This is a genomic window from Lysobacter arenosi, assembly GCF_016613475.2.
Classification (GTDB): Bacteria; Pseudomonadota; Gammaproteobacteria; order Xanthomonadales; family Xanthomonadaceae; genus Lysobacter_J; species Lysobacter_J arenosi.
Genome location: NZ_CP071517.1, coordinates 279,276 through 295,994, shown reverse-complemented (window position 1 = coordinate 295,994; position 16,719 = coordinate 279,276). Strand labels below are relative to the sequence as shown.

Below are 16,719 nucleotides of genomic sequence, written 5' to 3'. Positions count from 1 at the left end.
GGCTTACAGCACCGACAGCAGGGAAGCGAAGGCATCGGCGCTGGCCTCGACGTGGTCGGTCAGGCGATGGCCGTCGTTGACCAGCAGCAGGCGCGAACCGCGCTCGCGCGCCCATTCGACGACGGCGCTGGCCGGGATCAGGTCATCGTGCCAGCCATGGATGATCGAGGTCGGCACGGCGGCGGCTTCAAGGCGCGGCGCCGGGCCCATCTTGATGGGCGGTGCCATCAGGAACAGGCCGGCGGTCGGCACCTGCAGCGACACCAGTCCGGAGATGTAGGCGCCCAGGCTCGAGCCGGCCAGCACCACAGGGCCGCGCGCGGCGGCAGCGCGCGCCAGCCCGAGCAGGCGCTGCAGCCGGCTGTGCACGTCGCCCAGCTCGCTGATGTCGCGACGCGCATCCAGGTCGGTGAAGTCGGGGCGTTCATGGCTCCAGCCCAGGCGATCGGCGACGTCCGCCAGCGCGGTCACCTTGGTGGCGTCGGGTCCGCTCTCGAAACCGTGGGAAAGGATGCAATGTCCGCGCGTGCTGCTCATGTCGTCTCTGGTCAATCCTGGAGTGCGACGACGGCGTCGCCGAGGTGGATGGTGCCGCCGTCGAGAATGCGCGCGCACAGTCCGCCATGGCCGCGCATCGCGTTGTAGCCGCCAGCGCCGAGCGCGGCCTCCATGCGCGAGCACGGATCGCAGTCGTCGGTGCCTTCGAGCACGACCTCGCCGATGCGGAAGCGGCGTCCCTTGAGCGCGACCAGCGGCAGCCCGGAGACGACGAGGTTGCGGCGCAGCGTTGCCGGCGCCACGGCGTCATGGCCGGACAGCGCCGCGATCACCGGCAGGTGTTCGGCCTGGATCAGGGTGATGCCGCGCTCGCCGCTGCCGCCGCTGTAGCGGTCGCCGACCAGGCCTGCGCCGGTCTGGGCGATCACCTGCGTGACCGCATCCATGGCGACCTCGCGCTTCGGACGCAGGCCGATCCATTCGACCCGGCCCTGGCGCGGCAGCATGGCCATCAATTTGCCGAGTTCGGAGTCGGCGGGAGGGAGCTTCATGGCGGGGATCCGTGCAGTCACGTTGTCGACCGGCTGGGGCAATCTGCGCTGTTCGAACCGGCGCCGGGGCGCGCGGTTCGCGGGGCTCGACGTCCGTATCGTTCAAAGTGGGGTCGTCGGGGCCGGCGGCCAGCAAGGCCGGGCGGGGGCGAATGGTAGCATCCGGCCCCATGTCGCCCGACCTTACGGCTCCGCCCATCGCCTTCGATCCCCTCCCCTACCAGGACCGGCTGGAGGCGCGGACGCTCGACCAGATCGACCTGGCAGTGATCCACTGCACCGAGCTGCCGGACCTGGCGATGGCACGCCGCTTCGGCGAGGAAGTGCTCTACGAAGGCTCGCAGACCGGCAACAGCGGCCACTACTACATCGACCGCGATGGCAGCCTGCACCAGTACGTCGCCCTCGACCGGGTCGCCCACCACGTGCGCGGCTATAACCCGCGCGCGATCGGCATCGAGCTGGTCAACCGCGGCCGCTACCCGGACTGGCTGGCGGCGGACCACCAGGCGATGGGCGAGCGCTACACGCCCGAGCAGATCGAGGCGCTGGTGTCGCTGCTGCTGCACCTGCAACGCACGCTGCCCTCGCTGCGGCATATCGCCGGCCACGAGGACCTGGACACCACCACGGTCGCCGCCAGCGACGATCCGTCGGTGCAGGTGCAGCGCAAGCTCGACCCGGGGCCGCAGTTTCCCTGGGCGCAGGTGATGGCGGCGGTGGATCTCGAACGGCTTCCGTAGCCGGGCCGCCTCGGGGCGCACGGTTATACTTCCGATCCGCGTCCCACGAGTTTTCCGCGCATGACTTCACCCGCTTCCGAGCAAGTCGTTCCCGAGCTGGTCGAGCTGCTCTCGCTGGAACGACTGGAAGACAACCTGTTCCGCGGCCAGAGCCGCGACATCGGCACCAAGTACGTCTTCGGTGGCCAGGTCGTCGGCCAGGCGCTGTCGGCGGCGCAGGCGACGATGTCCGAGCCGCGCGGCGCGCACTCGCTGCACGCCTACTTCCTGCGCGCCGGTGACGTCTCCGCGCCGATCGTCTACCAGATCGACCGCACCCGCGATGGCGGCAGTTTCTCCGTGCGCCGGATCACCGCGATCCAGCACGGCGAGGTGATCTTCTTCATGGCCGCCTCGTTCCAGCAGCACGAGGACGCAGTCGAGCACCAGCTGACCATGCCCGAGGTGCCCAAGCCGGAGGACATCGACCCGGCGCCGCCGGTGCCAGAGCACGTGATGGCGACGCTGCCGACCAAGGTCCAGCGCTGGCTGTCGCGGCAGGGACCGTTCGAGTTCCGCCACGTCTACCCGCGCGACGAGCTCAACCCGCCCAAGCGGCCGCCGTATCAACAGGTCTGGTTCCGCCTGAGCGAGCGCGTCGGCGACGCCCCGGAACTGCACCGCGCCCTGCTCGCCTACGCCTCCGATTTCCACCTGCTCGGCACCGCGACCTTCCCGCACGGCATCAGCTACTACCAGCCGAACGTGCAGATGGCCTCGCTCGACCACGCGATGTGGTTCCACCGTCCGTTCCGTGCCGACGAATGGCTGCTGTATTCGATCGACAGCCCGAGCGTGCAGAGCAGCCGTGGCCTCGCCCGCGGACAGATCTTCGACCGCGACGGCCGCCTGGTCGCCAGCACCGCGCAGGAAGGCCTGATCCGCGTCGTTCGCGATGCGGCCGCGGCCGCGCAGGTTCCGGCGAAGGAATGACCGCGCGATGAGACAGGTATTCAGCAGCCAGCGCCTGGAAAACGTCGAGCAGGTCGCGCAGATGATGCGCGACGCCGACATCGAGGTGCGCATCACCAACGGCCGTTCGTACAAGGGCGGTCGCCGCGGCACTTTCAGCTACAGCGAACCCGGCGGCCCGAAGCCGGCGGTGTGGGTGGTGCGCTCGGAGGACCAGGTGCGCGCCCGCGAGATCCTGCGCGACGCCGGCCTGCTGGAGTCCACGCGCGAGAGCTTCCGCGGCCCCAGCTTCCGCTTCGAGCCCGAAACCCAGGGCAAGTCGCCGCAACAGTCGCGCATGCTGCGGATCAAGCTGGTGCTGATGGCGGGCATCGTGATCATCGGCGGCCTGGTGATCCGGCACGCGGTCAACCTGGACATCGCCAACGAAGCGCTCAAGGAGCATCCGCTCGATGGCTCCACCGCGGCCATCCCGCAGCCGCTGGCGGCGGCGGTGCTGGCGCAGGAATTGCCGAAGGCGCGGCTGGACGTGCTGTGCCTTGCCGTCGATGGCAAGGACGCGCCGGCAACGCTGGTCAGCGCGATGCAGCAGCCCGGCCGCCAGGTCGTGCCGGCGTCGCAATGCGTGCGCAATGCGAACGACGAAGTCGGCAGCCAGCAACGTGCCACCGGCGCGCCGGCACTCATCATCGACGTGCACGCGTTCCGCCCGCAGAAGCGCGATGCCGCCAACGACGACGCGATCACCGGCGTGGTCGAGTACACGGCCTACCACCACCGCATGTCGGCCTCGTACAAGACGCTGGAAGTGACCCAGGTCGGCGGCACCGGCTGGAAGGTCGTGCGCACGATCAAGCACGTGTCGATGTAGGCCGGCGACAGCCAAAAAAAAACCCGTGCCGCGGAGACCCGGCACGGGTAGTTGGGATTCGCAGGACAGCCAGCACGTTGTTGTGCAGGCATCGACCTCGCCCGCCTGGGAAAGTTCAGTGGCGGGGCGAGTGCTTGAGATCGTCCCGGGTCAGGTAGCCGTCGCGGTCCTCGTCCATGAACGCGAACCCCTTGCTCAGGCGCGGCATGTTCTCGCTGACCTCAAGCTTGCTCAGCTTGCCGTCGTGGTTGAGGTCGGCCGCGGCGAAGCGCTCCTCGGCCTGCTTGGCCCGCTCGGCCTCACGCTGCGGACGCATCTTCTCGTGATAGCTGCGCAGCTCGCTGCGGACGACGTAGCCGTCTCGATTGCCGTCGACCTGGTCGAAGCTCTTGGTGAGCCACGGCAACGACGAAGCCTCGGTCTTGCTGATGCGACCGTCGCCATCCTTGTCGGCGTCGATCAGACCGCCCATGCCACCGCCATGCCCGCGGCCCTTGCCGCCGTGATGGGGGCGCTCGGAGCGATCGAGCTTGCCATCCTTGTTGACGTCGAGCTGGTCGAACTTCGCCGCCAGGCGCGGGCTGGCAGCGGCTTCGTTGCGGTCGACCACGCCGTCGTCGTTGACGTCGAGCTTCGGGCGCGGCGCATGCGTGCCATCGCTGGCCTGGGTCGCGGCCAGCGCGGTGCCGGCGGTGACGATCGCGGCGATGGCGACGGCAAGCACGGCGGACAGGGAATTGCGCTGTTTCATGAGTGGGACTCCTGCGGGTGGCGTCGGTTGGCGCCGATGACCACATCAACGCCCGGCCATGGTTGCGGTTGACAGCGGGCGGGCCGCGTTCAGTCGCGCGACAGCATTTTCCTCACGCGCCACGGCGCTATGCTGGCGCCATGGGCACCGAACCGCAGGACAGCGACGATCTCCGCCTGTTCCATACCGGCGAGCACGCCTGTGGCTACTGGCCCGAGCGCGTCGCCCGCGACCTCGTGCTCGACCCGCGCGACCCGCGCCTGCGGCAGTGGTACCCGCACGCACTGGGCTGGGGTTTCCGCCGCTCCGGTGACATCGTCTACCGCCCCCATTGCGCCGGCTGCCGTGCCTGCGTGGCAGTGCGCATCCCGGTCGACCGCTTCGTCCCCGACCGCAGCCAGCGCCGCTGCCTGGCCCGCAATGCCGGCGTCGAGATGCGGGTGCTGCCAACCCAGCGCACGCCCGAGCAACTGTCGCTGTACCGCCGCTACCTGGCTGCCCGCCACGCCGGCGGCGGCATGGACGGCCACGGCGCGACCGAGTTCGACCAGTTCCTGATCGGCAGCTGGAGCGAAGGCCGCTTCCTGGAGCTGCGCGAGGCATCCACGCACGGCCCCGGCAAGCTGCTGGCGGTGGCGGTGACCGACGTGACCGAAGCGGCGCTGTCGGCGGTCTACACCTTCTACGACCCGGACCTCGCAGATCGCGGCCTGGGTACGCTGGCGATCCTGCGCCAGCTGGAATGGGCCCGGCGCGAGCGCCGTCGCCACCTCTACCTGGGCTACTGGATCCAGGGCCACGCGAAGATGGACTACAAGCGCCGCTTCCGCCCGCTGGAAGCATTCGATGGCCGCGACTGGCACGACCTGCCGCTGGCCTGATCCTGTCATTGCCGCTGCGCGCCGGCATGACATCATCGCGCGATGAACAGACTCTCCCTTCCCCTCATTGGCGCCGCCCTTTCGCTGCTTTGCGCGTGCACGCAGGTAAACATCAAGGGCGATCCGGAAGCATGGGCCCGATCGATGAGCTCCGACACGAACCTGCGCGTGGCGACGTACAACACCTCGCTCTATGACGACCAGGACGGCGGACTGATCCACCGCCTGGAGGCCGGCGACCCCGGCGCGCGCAAGATCGCCGCGGTGTTGCAGCGCGTGCGCCCCGACCTGGTGCTGCTCAACGAGTTCGACTACGACGCCCAGGGCACGGCCGCCGACCTGTTCCAGCGCGACTACCTCGCCGTCGCCCAGGCCGGCGGTGGCGAACCGCTCAAGTACCCGTACCGCTACCTGGCCCCGGTCAACACCGGCGTGCCGAGCGGTCTCGACTTGGATGGCAACGGCGAGGCCGGCGGCGCCGGTCGCAACCGCGGCAACGACGCCTGGGGCTACGGCCTGCACCCGGGCCAGTACGGCATGCTGGTGCTGTCACGCCACCCGATCGATGCCGACCAGGTGCGCACGTTCCAGTTGCTGAAATGGAGCGCCATGCCGGGCGCCTCGCAACCGCGTGATCCGGCCAACGGCAAACCGTGGTACCCGGCATCGATCTGGTCGCAGCTGCGCCTGTCTTCGAAATCGCATTGGGACGTGCCGGTGCGCACGCCGGCAGGCGTCGTGCACTTCCTGGTCTCGCACCCGACACCGCCGGTGTTCGACGGCCCCGAGGACCGCAACGGCGTGCGCAACGCCGACGAGATCCGCCTGTGGCGCGAGTACCTGTCATCGCCCAACGCCGCCTGGTTGTGCGACGACCAGGGCCGCTGTGGCGGCCTGCCCGCGGATGCACGCTTCGTCATCGCCGGCGACCTCAACAACGACCCGAGCGACGGCGACGGCCACCACGAGGCGATTGTTGAACTGCTCGAACATGCGCGCGTGGCGCGTTACGCGACGCCGCGCAGCGAGGGCGCGGTCGAAGTCGGCGCCCGCTATGCCCAGGCCGGCATCGTCCGTCGCGGCTCGCCCGCCCACGCCACCGGCGATTTCGGACCGAAGGCCGGGACGATGCGACTGGATTACGTACTGCCCTCGGTGGGCTTCAGCGTCGAAGGCAGCGGCGTGTTCTGGCCGGCCGCGGCGCAGCCGGAAGCAGCCATTGCCGATGGCAGCGACCATCACCTGGTGTGGGTGGATGTGGGGATGGAGCCGCGCTGAGCGTCGCGCGACGGCAAGTCAGAACGGGTCCCGGCGTTCGCCGGGACGACGGTGATTTGACGTTACTGCGCCTTCGGCGGCAGCATGGCCATCACCGGCGTGACCGGATCGACCATCGGCATCGGAATCTCCACCGGCGCATGCACCGTCTGCGCAGATGCCAATGCCGTCGGTGGCACCGCCACCGCATCGGCGTCTGCAGGCGCCGCCACGACGCGCGGTCCGAAGCCGAACACACCATCGCTGCGCGCCGACACAATCATCCGCACCATGTTGGCCGGCACCATCAACTCGACCGCGATCGCATTGCCCTCGGCCGTGCGTCCCTCGATGGTCATCTCGATCAGTGCACCGCCGGTGTCGATCGAATTGCACAGCACGTGCGGCCCGCTGGCACCATCGTGCATGTACGGGCGGATCGCCTCACCAAGCGCCTCCAGCGCCTGCGGGTAGAAGAACACGGCATAACCCTGGGTTTCGTCGAGCATGGTCGCGGCTCCTCGGGAATGATGCGTTCAGCGCAATTCGATGTTGAGCGCGGCAGCCGACCGCCGTGCACGCTCGCGTGCCGTATCAATGTCCTCGGCCAAGGCCAACGTGACCGCGACACGGCGATGCCCTTCCACGCGCGGCTTGCCGAACAGGCGCAGCTGCGTGTCGGCCTGCGCCAGCGCCGCATCGACGCCGTCGAACACCGGCACGCCGTGACCCTGCGCCAGCACCGCACACGAGGCCGCCGGGCCGTACTCGCGGATCGAAGGCACCGGCAATCCGAGGATCGCCCGTGCATGCAGGGCAAACTCGCTCAAGTCCTGCGAAGCCAGCGTGACAAGACCAGTGTCATGCGGCCTGGGTGAGACCTCGCTGAACCAGACATCGTCACCCTTGACGAACAACTCCACGCCGAACACGCCCCAGCCACCCAGATCGTCGGTGATCGTGCGGGCGATGCCCTGCGCGCGCGCCAGCGCCTTGGTCGACATCGCCTGCGGCTGCCAGCTCTCGCGGTAGTCGCCATCGCGCTGCAGGTGCCCGATCGGCGCGCAGAAAGTGGTGCCGCCGACATGGCGTACCGTCAGCAGCGTGATCTCGTAGTCGAAGTCGACGAAGCCTTCCACGATCACGCGGCCGGCACCGGCGCGGCCGCCGGTCTGGGCGTAGTCCCAGGCCTTGTCGATGCTGTCGCTGTCACGCACCAGGCTCTGGCCCTTGCCCGACGACGACATCACCGGCTTGACCACGCAAGGCAGCCCGATGGTTTCGACCGCTGCGCGGTAGTCCTCCAGCGTGTCGACGAACTTGTACGGCGACGTCGGCAAGCCGAGCGTTTCGGCCGCGAGGCGGCGGATGCCTTCGCGGTCCATGGTCAGGCGCGCGGCGCGCGCGGTCGGGATGACCCGCGTCTGCGTGCCGCGTTCGCCGAATTCGCGTTCCAGGTCGACCAGGGTCTGCGTGTGGATCGCCTCGATCTCCGGGACGATCAGGTGCGGACGCTCGAGTGCGATCAGCGCGCGGATCGCGCCGCCGTCGAGCATGTCCAGCACATGGCTGCGATGCGCCACCTGCATGGCCGGTGCGTCGGCATAACGGTCTGCCGCGACCACCTCCACGCCGAAGCGCTGCAACTCGATCGCCACTTCCTTGCCGAGTTCGCCCGAACCGAGCAGGAGCACGCGGTATGCGTGCGGGGACAGAGGCGTGCCGAGGGTGATCATGTGGGGTCCGGGCGGAGGGCTGGCGGTCAGTTTATGGGGACGCGGGCAAAAGGTCTTCAGGCTTCTGCCCGAAGCACGCCAGCCCCGTCCCTGCGCGTCCCGATGGCCGCGGACCCAGCTGCGTCCACGCTGCGATAACACGACAGTTCCACCAGCGTTCGCAATTTGTCGCCGCCACCTTTGTCGGGTCGCAAATCGCGTGCCATCCTGTGCCGATGTCCGGCCCCGCCCCCACCTCCGCAGCCGCGCAACGAATCGCCCTCGCGCTCGCCTGCGGGATCGCCTGTGTGATCGCCGTCGCCGGCTGCGCCGACGAAGCGCCCGAGCCTGTCGAGGAGAGCCGCGGCACGCACCTTGCAGGCGTGATGATCGACCCGCAGCTGGACGAGATCAGCGGCATCGCCGCATCGCGCCGCCACCGCGACGTGTTGTGGATGCTCGACGACGGCGGCAACCCGGAGCGACTGTTCGCGGTCAGCACCGGGGGCACGCGACTGGCCACGCTGCGCGTGGAGGGCGTGACCAAGACCGACTGGGAGGACCTGGCGTCCTTCGAGCTCGATGGCCGCAACTATCTGCTGATCGCCGATACCGGCGACAACGGTGGCCTGCGCCGCAGCCTGCAACTGCACATCGTCGAGGAGCCGGCGCGGATCGAGAATGCGCGCCTGCGCCCGGCGTGGTCGATCGCATTCCGCTGGCCCGACGGCGCGCGCGATTGCGAAGCGGTGGCGGTGGATGCCGAGAATCGCCAGGTGCTGTTGATCTCGAAACGCCGCCAGCCGCCGGAGTTGTTCTCGCTGCCACTGCACCCGCGCGGGACGACGCTGCAGACCGCGCACAAGCTCGGCACGCTTGCCGGCGTGCCACAGGCCGATGCCAATGCACTGCGCCGCAATCCGCAGCGCGCGCGCCTGGACAGCCAGGTGACCGCGGCGGATGTGTCGCCCGACGGCCGCACGCTCGCGGTGATGACCTATCGCTGGCTGCTGCTGTACCCGCGCCATTCCCGCGAGGACTGGGGCCAGGCAGTGGCGCGCGCGCCGAAGTTCGAACCACTGCCGTGGCTGCCGCAGGCCGAGGCGCTGGCCTGGAGCCGCGATGGCAAGCACCTGTACGCGACCGGCGAATTCATCCCGGCGCCGTTGTATCGGATTACCCCGGGTTGATCCGCCCCCTGACCAGACCATCACTGACCAACCCGTACCGATGAGGACACCGTCATGAGCCAACGCTGGACCTACGAAGTCATCGAGATCGTGCCCAGGATGCTCGGCCCTGCCGTCAGCGAGCGCCTGCAGGAAGAACTCAACCGCCTCGGTGAAGAGGGCTGGGAGCTGGTGTCGGTGACCGCCGTGACGCCGTTCGACCACCTGCGCGCGGTGCTGAAGCGGCCGGTCTGAGGCCTGGCGGCATCTGCTTGCGGGAAAGGCTTCCGGCCCGGGCCGCCCCTTGCCGCCGCCAATCGGGGTTCAAGCCTCGCGCAGCACCTGGAAGCGTGGCATCGACCGCGCCGGCCCGTTAACCTGCACGCCATGCGCGGCCAGCCCCGAATCCTGATCAACACGCCGGAGATCGAACTCTGGCGAGGCGGCCTGTTGCGTGCGCGCAGCAACTTCGACGCGCGTGCACTCGCCCGCGCCCGCCATGTCCTGCGCCGCAAGCGCGATGGCCAGTACCTCGCCGTCGATCTGCCCGAAGGCCTGCTGGCGCTGGTGCCGCACCTGCGCCGCGAACCCGGTCTGGACGCTGCCCTCGACGCCATCGATGCCCCGCCCTCCCACCTGCGCGCCGGCATCGAACACGTCCGCGAACTGCCGCTGGACCGCCTCGAAGAGCGACTGCATGCGCTCGGGCTGGACGGCGAGTACGGCGAGCGCACCGGCCTGGAGCTGGTCGCCGAACCGGACTGGCTCGCCTTCGCCGGATTCGACCGCTACCGCCGCCCGCTGTGGCTGCATGTCGAGGCGGCGCGCGCGTGGTCGCACCTGCACGATGCGGCGCTGCGCGATGGCATCGTGCTCGAAGCGATATCCGGCTACCGCAGCCACGACTACCAGCTGGGCATCTTCGAGCGCAAGCTCGCCCGCGGACTGGGGGTCGAGGAGATCCTTACCGTCAATGCCGCGCCCGGCTACAGCGAACATCATTCCGGCCTCGCGCTGGACATCGGTGCACCGGATGAACCTCCGGCCGAGGAGTCGTTCGAAGGCACCGCCGCGTTTGCCTGGCTGCGCGACAACGCCGAGGGGTTCGGGTTCGTGATGAGTTACCCGCGCGACAATCCGCACGGTATCGTCTACGAGCCCTGGCACTGGCGGTATCAGTCAGGTTGAGGCTGAACCAAATCAGCTGAATGTTTCGCCGGCAGGCCGCTGGGGTCGCCTGCCTCCCTCCCTATCTTGCCGCCGCCCACCATGACCTTGCGCACGCTTGCCGACGGCAGTGTCCAGCACGACAACAATTTCAACCTGATCCGACTCGTCGCCGCCTGGCTGGTGATCTACGGGCATTCCTGGCCGGTCACTGCCAGCGGCGGCGCCGACCTGCTGCTGCAGGTGGTGCAGATCAAGTTCGCCGGCGGGATCGCGGTGGACATGTTCTTCGTCATCAGCGGTTTCCTGATCGCCTGCAGCGTCGAGCGCAACCCGCTGCCGCAGTACCTGGTGGCGCGTGCATTGCGCATCTTCCCGGCGCTGATCGTGTGCGTGGCACTGAGCGTGTTCGTGCTCGGACCTCTGCTGACGACGGCGCCCGACTACTGGAGCTCGGCCGGGACCTGGAAGTACCTGTGGAAGAACATCACTCTCCGGCAGACCCAGTACTTCCTGCCGGGGGTGTTCGAGACGCTGCCGAGCGCGGCCATCAATGGCTCGCTGTGGTCGCTGCCGATCGAGTTCAAGCTGTACCTGTTGCTGGCGTTCCTCGCCTTCGCGCGCCTGTTCCGGCGCGGTCGCTTCACGGTGTTCTGCCTGGTCGCGCTGGTGGCGGCGATCGTGCGCTACGGCGGCGAGTCGCTGACGCCGGAGAAGAGCAACCTGCTGTGGTGCACGGCGTACTTCCTGACCGGCAGCCTTGCCTGGCACCACCGCGCGCGGATCCCGCTGTCGTGGCCACTGCTGGTGGGCCTGCTGGTCGGGGCCGCGGCGTTGCGCGGCGGCCCGTACTACTTCATCGCCTACTTCGTCGCGCTGAGCTACACCACGCTGTTCCTGGCGTACGTGCCGAAGCTTCCAGCGATCCGCCGGCACGACATTTCCTACGGCGTCTATCTGTACGGCTGGCCGTCGCAGCAACTGGTCCAGCAGTTCTCGCCCGGCAGCGCGCTGCACAACACGCTGTGGGCGACCCTGCTGGCCGGCACCCTGGCGGCGTTGTCGTGGCGCCTGGTCGAGGAGCCGGCGTTGCGCCTGAAGCACCGGTTCGGGGCGCGCCTGGGCAGACGCACGCCGAGCACCACGCCGGGAACCTCGCCCGAAACCGCGCCCGAACCGGCGACAGCCGCCGCCAGCCCTGTGGCCGCGGACGGCTGAGCTAGCGGTTATTCCTTGTCGAGGGTGATGCGCACGCCCTTGGCGGTCTGCTGGGTGATGGTCAGGTCAAAGTTGGCATCGCCCAGGTGCTTCTTGATCAGCACGTCCTCGCCATCGTCGACCTCGATGCGATAGCTGTTGCCAAGCTTGGCGCGCAGCTGGTCGCGGATCAGTCGGGCGACATGGTTCTCGTTGGCGTCCTTGGGAATGGCCACCGAGACATCGACCGCCGCATCCTTCAGCGGAGCGATATGGAAAACGACGACGCCATCGCTGTCGGCATCACTGCTGACCTGGATGCGCCACTTGTTGGACGGGCTGGCGATCGCCATCGCCGATGCAAACAACAGCACCGACGCTGAAACCAGCATCCACCGCTTCGGACCACCCTGTTGCCGGGATTGCATGCCACACCTCCCTGATCGGTCTGGAGAAGCCGATCTTCCCGCAACCGATGTCAAGACGGCCTTGATGCGGGGAGCGGCTGTCAGTCCTGCGAGCGCTTGGTCGGGGTCCGCGCCTGGCCGCCGAGGTCGGCGATCTTCCACAGGTAGAGGCTGGCGTAGGTCCGATAGGGTCCCCAGCGCTCGCCGGTGGCGGCCAGTTCCTTCGGGGTCGGCATCTGTTCGAGGCCATCGACGAACTGGGCGCCCTTGCGGATGCCCAGGTCGTCGACCGGCAGCACGTCCGGGCGACCGAGGCGGAACATCAGCATCATCTCCACCGTCCAGCGGCCGATGCCGCGCACCGGCACCAGCGCATCGATGATGGCCTGGTTGTCCATCGTGCTCATGCGGCGCAGGTCGGGTATCTCGCCACGTGCCTCGCGCGCGGCGAGGTCGCGCAGCGCCAGCGACTTGTTGCCGGACACACCGCAGGCACGCAGCGCGACATCGTCGATGCGACACAGGGTGTCGCAATGGAAACGCGTGCTGTCGATCGCCGCTTCGACGCGACCGACGATCGTCGCCGCCGCCTTGCCGCTGAGTTGCTGGTACAGGATCGCCCGGGCCAGCGCATCGACTGGATCGAAGGACTTGCGCCAGCGCGGATCCGGCGCTAGCGGACCGATCCTGCGCATCCAGCGGGCGAGCTTGCGGTCGCGCTTGAGCAGGTGCGCGTGAGCCGCGTCGGTATCGAATCCGCGCGAATGGCGTGGCATGTCAGCGCCTCAGGGCATCGGCCGCATACACCAGCCAGGCGAGGATCATCAGCGTGCCGCCGAACGGCGCCAGCGCCGTCGATGCGCCCATCAGCACGGCCGCAACCAGGCTCCCGGAGAACAGCAACGTGCCCAGCAGCAACGTCGATAGCGCCGCCAGCGTGAGTTTGCGGCGCAGGTGCGGCGCCAGTGCAGCCAGCGCGATGCCATGGCCGAACGCGAACAGCGCCGCGGAATACAGCCGATGCTGCGCGCCCGCATCGACCGCGTGCGCCGCGTAGGCCGACAAGGCAACCGCCAGGGACGCCAGGACCGCACCGGAGGCAGTCAGTAGACGAGTGGGAAGCGTCGAGGCATTGGCATTCATGTGTGAGCGGTCAGTGGGGCGCCACGGCACGATATCAGCCGAGTGGCGCCCCCAAAACAAAACGCGCCGCGGAAATCCGCGGCGCGTTCTGGTTTACAGCAGTTGCGAGCGAGGCGCGTCTTACTTGACGGCCCAGAACACGTCGTACTCGCCGTCTTCGGTGAAGCCGGCAGCGACGCCCGCCTTCCACGACTCGTACGGACGCTCGACGGTCTCGTAACCGTGGGTCAGTGCCCAACCGCGCAGGGCATCACGCACCTTCGCCAGGTTGGCCATGTGGCCCTTGAACGACGGCACCATCGCAACCTTCGCCGGCTCGTTGAACACGGCCACGACCGGACCTTCGATCTTGACATCGAGCTTGGTCGACGCGCTGGCCTCGTCACCGATCTTGCGGACCGGCTGGGCGACGTCGAAGGAGTAGATGTCGGAACCGAACTCGTTGGTGACGATGCGGACCGGACCGGCCGGCTCGAGGCCGTTGGCGGCCATGACCTTCTTGATCCACTCCATGTTGGAGTTGATCTGGCCCAGCACCTTGTCGTTGTTGCGCTCGACGGCGGCGGACACGACCAGCAGGTTCTCGGCCGGACGATCGAACAGCTTCGGCGCCTTGGCCGGATCGTCCTTGCTCAGCTCGGCGTAGTCGTAGTTCGGCACGGCGGCGAGCATGTTGCTCAGGCGGCCCAGGCCCATCTTCATGTCTTCGCCGACGTTGCTGCTGACGTACAGGCCAGCGTAGCGACCAATCAGGTTCCAGCCGTACTCGACATCGTAGGTCTGGGTGATTTCGACGTTACGACCACCGCGGCCGGTCGGCTTCAGCGTGAAGACCGTGCGCTTGTTGTTGCCCGGCTCGATGTCGGTCAGGGCATAGGCAACCTTCTTGCCCGGGACGCTCTCGGTGATTTCCCAGCTGCCCTGGCGCAGACCCTTCTCCTGGGAGTCGTAGTCCATGCGGGCGCCGACGCCCGAAACCGGGCCGGAGAACTTCAGCTGCATCTTCGGATCGCGCAGGACCAGCGGGTTCCAGTCCTTGAAGCGGCGCAGGCTGTTAAGGGTGTCGAAAACAATCGTCACTTTTCGGTTGGTTTCAACCGAGTGCTGCAAATGACGGCTTGCCGGCAGCGCGATACCTACGATGAGGAACAGCGCGGCGACAATCGCCAAGGAAATCAAAATCTCGATCAGACGGGTCATTCAGGTTTCTCCGAGGGCCGGCACCCGGTCGGACCGGGACACAGACCCGCAATCGTATCAAGGAAGCTGCGGGCGGTGTAGGCGCCAATTCGCGGAATTGACGGCGGCAGGGGCATCAGCCCCTGCCTGAGGGGCCGCCTGCCCCGGGGGCCGAAGCCCCTCCCATTGCCCTGAGGGCCGGTGTCAGACCAGCTGCAGCTCGAAGGCCTTGAGCACGGCGCGGGTGCGGTCACGCACGCCCAGCTTGGACAGGATGTTGGAAACGTGGTTCTTGATCGTGCCCTCGGCCACGCCCAGCGAATTGGCGATCTCCTTGTTGGAGAAACCGCCGGCCATCAGGCGCAGGATTTCGGTCTCGCGCTCGGTCAGCGGATCGGGACGGTCGAGGCTGACGAAATCGTTGCGCATGTGCTCCAGCCCGGACAGCAGGCGCTGGGTCACCGCCGGCTGCATCAGCGAGCCGCCGTCGGCCACCGCCTGGATCGCGCTGACCAGTTGCTCCAGCGACACGTCCTTGAGCAGGTAACCCTTGGCACCGGCCTTCAGGCCGGCCAGCACCAGCTGGTCGTCGTCGAAGGTGGTCAGGATGATCGTCGGCGGCAGGCTGTTGGTGCGTGCCAGTGCCTGCAGCGCCTCCAGTCCCGACATCACCGGCATGCGCATGTCCATCAGGACCACGTCGGGCTTGATCTGCGGAATCAGTTCCACCGCATGGCGGCCGTCGCCGGCTTCGCCCACCACTTCGATCCCCTCGGCCAGCGCCAGCAGGGAACGAACGCCCTGTCGCACAAGCGTCTGGTCGTCGACTATCAACACACGGATCATGCGATGGCTCCTTCGCAGGCAGCGGCAGCAGCCGCCGAGGCCGGCAGCGTCAAATGCAGGCAGAAGCCTGCTTCCGGCCGGGTTTCGATTTTAAGGTCGCCGCCGTGTTGCTGCAGCCGTTCGCGCATGCCGCGAAGGCCGTTGCCGGCGACGAAAGTGTCCGCACCATGGCCGTCGTCGCGCGCGCTCATCACGATGCAATCGCTGCGGCGGCCGGCGTTGATCCACAGATTGCGGGCGCCGGCATGGCGCACCGCGTTGGTGATGATTTCCTGCGTGCAGCGCAGCATGACATGGGCGCGCTCGGGATCGTCCAAAGTCAGCGGCGTCTCGATGTCCATGTGGATGTCGAGCGCGGGCACGTTCTCGGCCAGCGGCAGCAAGGCCGCGCCAAGGTCGATGGCGCCGCCTTCGCGCAACTGGCTTACCGCTTCGCGCACGTCGGTCAGCAGCAACCGCGCCAGGGTATGGGCCTGCTGCACGTGTTCCTTGACCCGGCCCTCGGACAGGTGGCCGGCCACTTCCAGGTTCAGGCTCAGCGCCGTCAGGTGGTGGCCGAGCAGGTCGTGCAGCTCGCGCGAGATGCGGGTGCGCTCGTTGACGCGCACGCTCTCGCCGAGCAGGGCGCGGGTGGCGCGCAGTTCGGCGTTGAGGCGGCGCTGTTCCTCGCGTGCCTCGGCCTGCTGGCGGGCGACCAGGGCGGTGACGAACACCAGGCTGGAGAAGCCCATGTAGGCCAGCGACTGCAGCACCGCCAGGATGGGCGGGAAGTCCAGGGCGCCGACGAACACCGGGATGATCGCGACGTTGCCGCAGATCAGCCAGACCAGGCCGAACCGGACCGGCATCAGCCACGGCAGCAGGCCGGCGACGACCATCAGCAGGATGCTGCCCAGGCCGGTGCCGGAGAAGTAGCCCACGCCGATCGCGCAGGCGGTCAGGACCAGCAGCAGGCCGTGGTCGACCACGCCCGGACGGCGCTGGCCAAGCTGGCGGGTGATCCACCAGTAGACCGCGCCGAAAGTGAGGTAGACCGACAGCCAGCGCAGCACCTGCAGGGTCGGCGGGCCTTCGGCATCGGGCGCCAGCAGGGTCGGATCGAGCCAGACGTTGAGCAGCCAGAGTCCTACCGCGCCCCAGGTGAACAGGCCCGCGTAGCGCAGCAGTCGAGTGTGATTCAGGCGGGCAAGCATGTCGGCATGCTAACTGCATCAAGGGCCTGGGGAGCCGTCCGAAAGTCATGCTGGAGCAACATGGTGTAGCAATCGGGGCGAAAATAGGGTCAGGCCCGGAGGGAATCCGACCGGCGGGACGGCCAGCCGCCCGGACGTCCAGTGCCTCCCCTCCCGTTCGCCCTGCATTTCGCGCCGCCGGTCGCCCATGCGTGACGGCC

General features: G+C 68.2%; 20 protein-coding genes. 9 read left to right on the top strand and 11 right to left on the bottom strand.

Translation table 11 applies throughout. The annotated features are described in order from the left end of the window. Nucleotides 1-3: 3 nt before the first annotated feature. Nucleotides 4-537: an alpha/beta hydrolase gene (locus HIV01_RS01530; RefSeq protein WP_200604525.1), complete on the bottom strand. Its 534-nt coding sequence runs from the start codon at nt 535-537 to the stop codon at nt 4-6. 11 nt (nt 538-548) lie between these two features. Continuing rightward, nucleotides 549-1,049: an MOSC domain-containing protein gene (locus HIV01_RS01525; RefSeq protein WP_200604524.1), complete on the bottom strand. Its 501-nt coding sequence runs from the start codon at nt 1,047-1,049 to the stop codon at nt 549-551. 170 nt (nt 1,050-1,219) lie between these two features. On the opposite strand from HIV01_RS01525, the gene HIV01_RS01520 reads away from it, so the two are divergent. The 3 genes from HIV01_RS01520 to HIV01_RS01510 are packed head-to-tail and all read left to right on the top strand — an operon-like array spanning nt 1,220 to nt 3,614. Beyond that, complete coding sequence (locus HIV01_RS01520; RefSeq protein ID WP_200604523.1) at nt 1,220-1,792, top strand: N-acetylmuramoyl-L-alanine amidase; 573 nt, start codon at nt 1,220-1,222, stop codon at nt 1,790-1,792. A gap of 60 nt (nt 1,793-1,852) precedes the next feature. After that, nucleotides 1,853-2,764, top strand: a complete 912-nt coding sequence (gene tesB / locus HIV01_RS01515; RefSeq protein WP_200604522.1) for an acyl-CoA thioesterase II — start codon at nt 1,853-1,855, stop codon at nt 2,762-2,764. 7 nt (nt 2,765-2,771) lie between these two features. Then, on the top strand, nt 2,772-3,614 hold the full coding sequence (locus tag HIV01_RS01510) for a hypothetical protein (RefSeq protein WP_200604521.1): 843 nt from the start codon (nt 2,772-2,774) through the stop codon (nt 3,612-3,614). Between the two features lie 115 nt (nt 3,615-3,729). Here the strand turns inward: HIV01_RS01510 and HIV01_RS01505 are convergent, their stop codons facing one another. Continuing rightward, a complete protein-coding gene (locus HIV01_RS01505; protein ID WP_200604520.1) occupies nt 3,730-4,365 on the bottom strand; it encodes a CREC-EF hand family protein in 636 nt (211 codons plus the stop codon). Between the two features lie 140 nt (nt 4,366-4,505). Between HIV01_RS01505 and HIV01_RS01500 the strand changes: the two genes are divergently transcribed. Continuing rightward, nucleotides 4,506-5,246, top strand: coding sequence for an arginyltransferase (locus HIV01_RS01500; RefSeq protein WP_200604519.1), 741 nt, complete (start codon nt 4,506-4,508; stop codon nt 5,244-5,246). Between the two features lie 42 nt (nt 5,247-5,288). Further along, nucleotides 5,289-6,524, top strand: coding sequence for an endonuclease/exonuclease/phosphatase family protein (locus HIV01_RS01495; RefSeq protein ID WP_200604518.1), 1,236 nt, complete (start codon nt 5,289-5,291; stop codon nt 6,522-6,524). Nucleotides 6,525-6,586: 62 nt separating this feature from the next. Here the strand turns inward: HIV01_RS01495 and HIV01_RS01490 are convergent, their stop codons facing one another. Then, entirely contained in the window at nt 6,587-7,012 is a 426-nt protein-coding gene (locus HIV01_RS01490) for a hypothetical protein (protein WP_207527050.1), read from the bottom strand. A 27-nt stretch (nt 7,013-7,039) separates the two neighbouring features. Then, nucleotides 7,040-8,239, bottom strand: a complete 1,200-nt coding sequence (purT, locus tag HIV01_RS01485) for a formate-dependent phosphoribosylglycinamide formyltransferase (protein WP_200604516.1) — start codon at nt 8,237-8,239, stop codon at nt 7,040-7,042. A 287-nt stretch (nt 8,240-8,526) separates the two neighbouring features. On the opposite strand from purT, the gene HIV01_RS01480 reads away from it, so the two are divergent. From HIV01_RS01480 to HIV01_RS01465, 4 genes are all read left to right on the top strand, one after another. Continuing rightward, nucleotides 8,527-9,408: a hypothetical protein gene (locus tag HIV01_RS01480; RefSeq protein WP_207527049.1), complete on the top strand. Its 882-nt coding sequence runs from the start codon at nt 8,527-8,529 to the stop codon at nt 9,406-9,408. Between the two features lie 54 nt (nt 9,409-9,462). Next, nucleotides 9,463-9,642, top strand: a complete 180-nt coding sequence (locus HIV01_RS01475; protein WP_200604514.1) for a DUF4177 domain-containing protein — start codon at nt 9,463-9,465, stop codon at nt 9,640-9,642. A 132-nt stretch (nt 9,643-9,774) separates the two neighbouring features. After that, nucleotides 9,775-10,575, top strand: a complete 801-nt coding sequence (locus tag HIV01_RS01470) for a M15 family metallopeptidase (protein WP_207527048.1) — start codon at nt 9,775-9,777, stop codon at nt 10,573-10,575. 81 nt (nt 10,576-10,656) lie between these two features. Further along, entirely contained in the window at nt 10,657-11,772 is a 1,116-nt protein-coding gene (locus tag HIV01_RS01465; RefSeq protein WP_200604512.1) for an acyltransferase family protein, read from the top strand. 8 nt (nt 11,773-11,780) lie between these two features. On the opposite strand, the gene HIV01_RS01460 is transcribed toward HIV01_RS01465, so the two are convergent. From HIV01_RS01460 to HIV01_RS01435, 6 genes are all read right to left on the bottom strand, one after another. Continuing rightward, nucleotides 11,781-12,143 carry a hypothetical protein gene (locus HIV01_RS01460; protein ID WP_200604511.1) on the bottom strand — a complete coding sequence of 121 codons (363 nt, stop codon included), beginning with the start codon at nt 12,141-12,143 and terminating at the stop codon, nt 11,781-11,783. Nucleotides 12,144-12,259: 116 nt separating this feature from the next. Next, nucleotides 12,260-12,934: a DNA-3-methyladenine glycosylase family protein gene (locus HIV01_RS01455; RefSeq protein ID WP_200604510.1), complete on the bottom strand. Its 675-nt coding sequence runs from the start codon at nt 12,932-12,934 to the stop codon at nt 12,260-12,262. Nucleotide 12,935: 1 nt separating this feature from the next. Continuing rightward, nucleotides 12,936-13,301: a DUF423 domain-containing protein gene (locus HIV01_RS01450; protein ID WP_200604509.1), complete on the bottom strand. Its 366-nt coding sequence runs from the start codon at nt 13,299-13,301 to the stop codon at nt 12,936-12,938. A gap of 120 nt (nt 13,302-13,421) precedes the next feature. Beyond that, entirely contained in the window at nt 13,422-14,501 is a 1,080-nt protein-coding gene (locus HIV01_RS01445; protein ID WP_200604508.1) for a polyketide cyclase, read from the bottom strand. Between the two features lie 183 nt (nt 14,502-14,684). Continuing rightward, complete coding sequence (locus tag HIV01_RS01440; protein WP_200604507.1) at nt 14,685-15,326, bottom strand: response regulator; 642 nt, start codon at nt 15,324-15,326, stop codon at nt 14,685-14,687. Beyond that, nucleotides 15,323-16,519 carry a sensor histidine kinase gene (locus tag HIV01_RS01435; RefSeq protein WP_200604506.1) on the bottom strand — a complete coding sequence of 399 codons (1,197 nt, stop codon included), beginning with the start codon at nt 16,517-16,519 and terminating at the stop codon, nt 15,323-15,325. Before HIV01_RS01435 ends, HIV01_RS01440 begins: the two co-directional genes overlap by 4 nt. Between the last annotated feature and the right edge of the window lie 200 nt (nt 16,520-16,719).

Bases quoted from the DNA above. Each gene is read 5' to 3' on its own strand.
- HIV01_RS01445 (WP_200604508.1), bottom strand. From the start codon at position 14,501: ATGACCCGTCTGATCGAGATTTTGATTTCCTTGGCGATTGTCGCCGCG.
- HIV01_RS01530 (WP_200604525.1), bottom strand. From the start codon at position 537: ATGAGCAGCACGCGCGGACATTGCATCCTTTCCCACGGTTTCGAGAGC.
- HIV01_RS01450 (WP_200604509.1), bottom strand. From the start codon at position 13,301: ATGAATGCCAATGCCTCGACGCTTCCCACTCGTCTACTGACTGCCTCC.
- HIV01_RS01520 (WP_200604523.1), top strand. From the start codon at position 1,220: ATGTCGCCCGACCTTACGGCTCCGCCCATCGCCTTCGATCCCCTCCCC.
- HIV01_RS01455 (WP_200604510.1), bottom strand. From the start codon at position 12,934: ATGCCACGCCATTCGCGCGGATTCGATACCGACGCGGCTCACGCGCAC.
- HIV01_RS01435 (WP_200604506.1), bottom strand. From the start codon at position 16,519: ATGCTTGCCCGCCTGAATCACACTCGACTGCTGCGCTACGCGGGCCTG.
- HIV01_RS01505 (WP_200604520.1), bottom strand. From the start codon at position 4,365: ATGAAACAGCGCAATTCCCTGTCCGCCGTGCTTGCCGTCGCCATCGCC.
- purT (WP_200604516.1), bottom strand. From the start codon at position 8,239: ATGATCACCCTCGGCACGCCTCTGTCCCCGCACGCATACCGCGTGCTC.
- HIV01_RS01495 (WP_200604518.1), top strand. From the start codon at position 5,289: ATGAACAGACTCTCCCTTCCCCTCATTGGCGCCGCCCTTTCGCTGCTT.
- HIV01_RS01510 (WP_200604521.1), top strand. From the start codon at position 2,772: ATGAGACAGGTATTCAGCAGCCAGCGCCTGGAAAACGTCGAGCAGGTC.
- HIV01_RS01500 (WP_200604519.1), top strand. From the start codon at position 4,506: ATGGGCACCGAACCGCAGGACAGCGACGATCTCCGCCTGTTCCATACC.
- HIV01_RS01440 (WP_200604507.1), bottom strand. From the start codon at position 15,326: ATGATCCGTGTGTTGATAGTCGACGACCAGACGCTTGTGCGACAGGGC.
- tesB (WP_200604522.1), top strand. From the start codon at position 1,853: ATGACTTCACCCGCTTCCGAGCAAGTCGTTCCCGAGCTGGTCGAGCTG.
- HIV01_RS01525 (WP_200604524.1), bottom strand. From the start codon at position 1,049: ATGAAGCTCCCTCCCGCCGACTCCGAACTCGGCAAATTGATGGCCATG.
- HIV01_RS01490 (WP_207527050.1), bottom strand. From the start codon at position 7,012: ATGCTCGACGAAACCCAGGGTTATGCCGTGTTCTTCTACCCGCAGGCG.
- HIV01_RS01460 (WP_200604511.1), bottom strand. From the start codon at position 12,143: ATGCTGGTTTCAGCGTCGGTGCTGTTGTTTGCATCGGCGATGGCGATC.
- HIV01_RS01465 (WP_200604512.1), top strand. From the start codon at position 10,657: ATGACCTTGCGCACGCTTGCCGACGGCAGTGTCCAGCACGACAACAAT.
- HIV01_RS01475 (WP_200604514.1), top strand. From the start codon at position 9,463: ATGAGCCAACGCTGGACCTACGAAGTCATCGAGATCGTGCCCAGGATG.
- HIV01_RS01470 (WP_207527048.1), top strand. From the start codon at position 9,775: ATGCGCGGCCAGCCCCGAATCCTGATCAACACGCCGGAGATCGAACTC.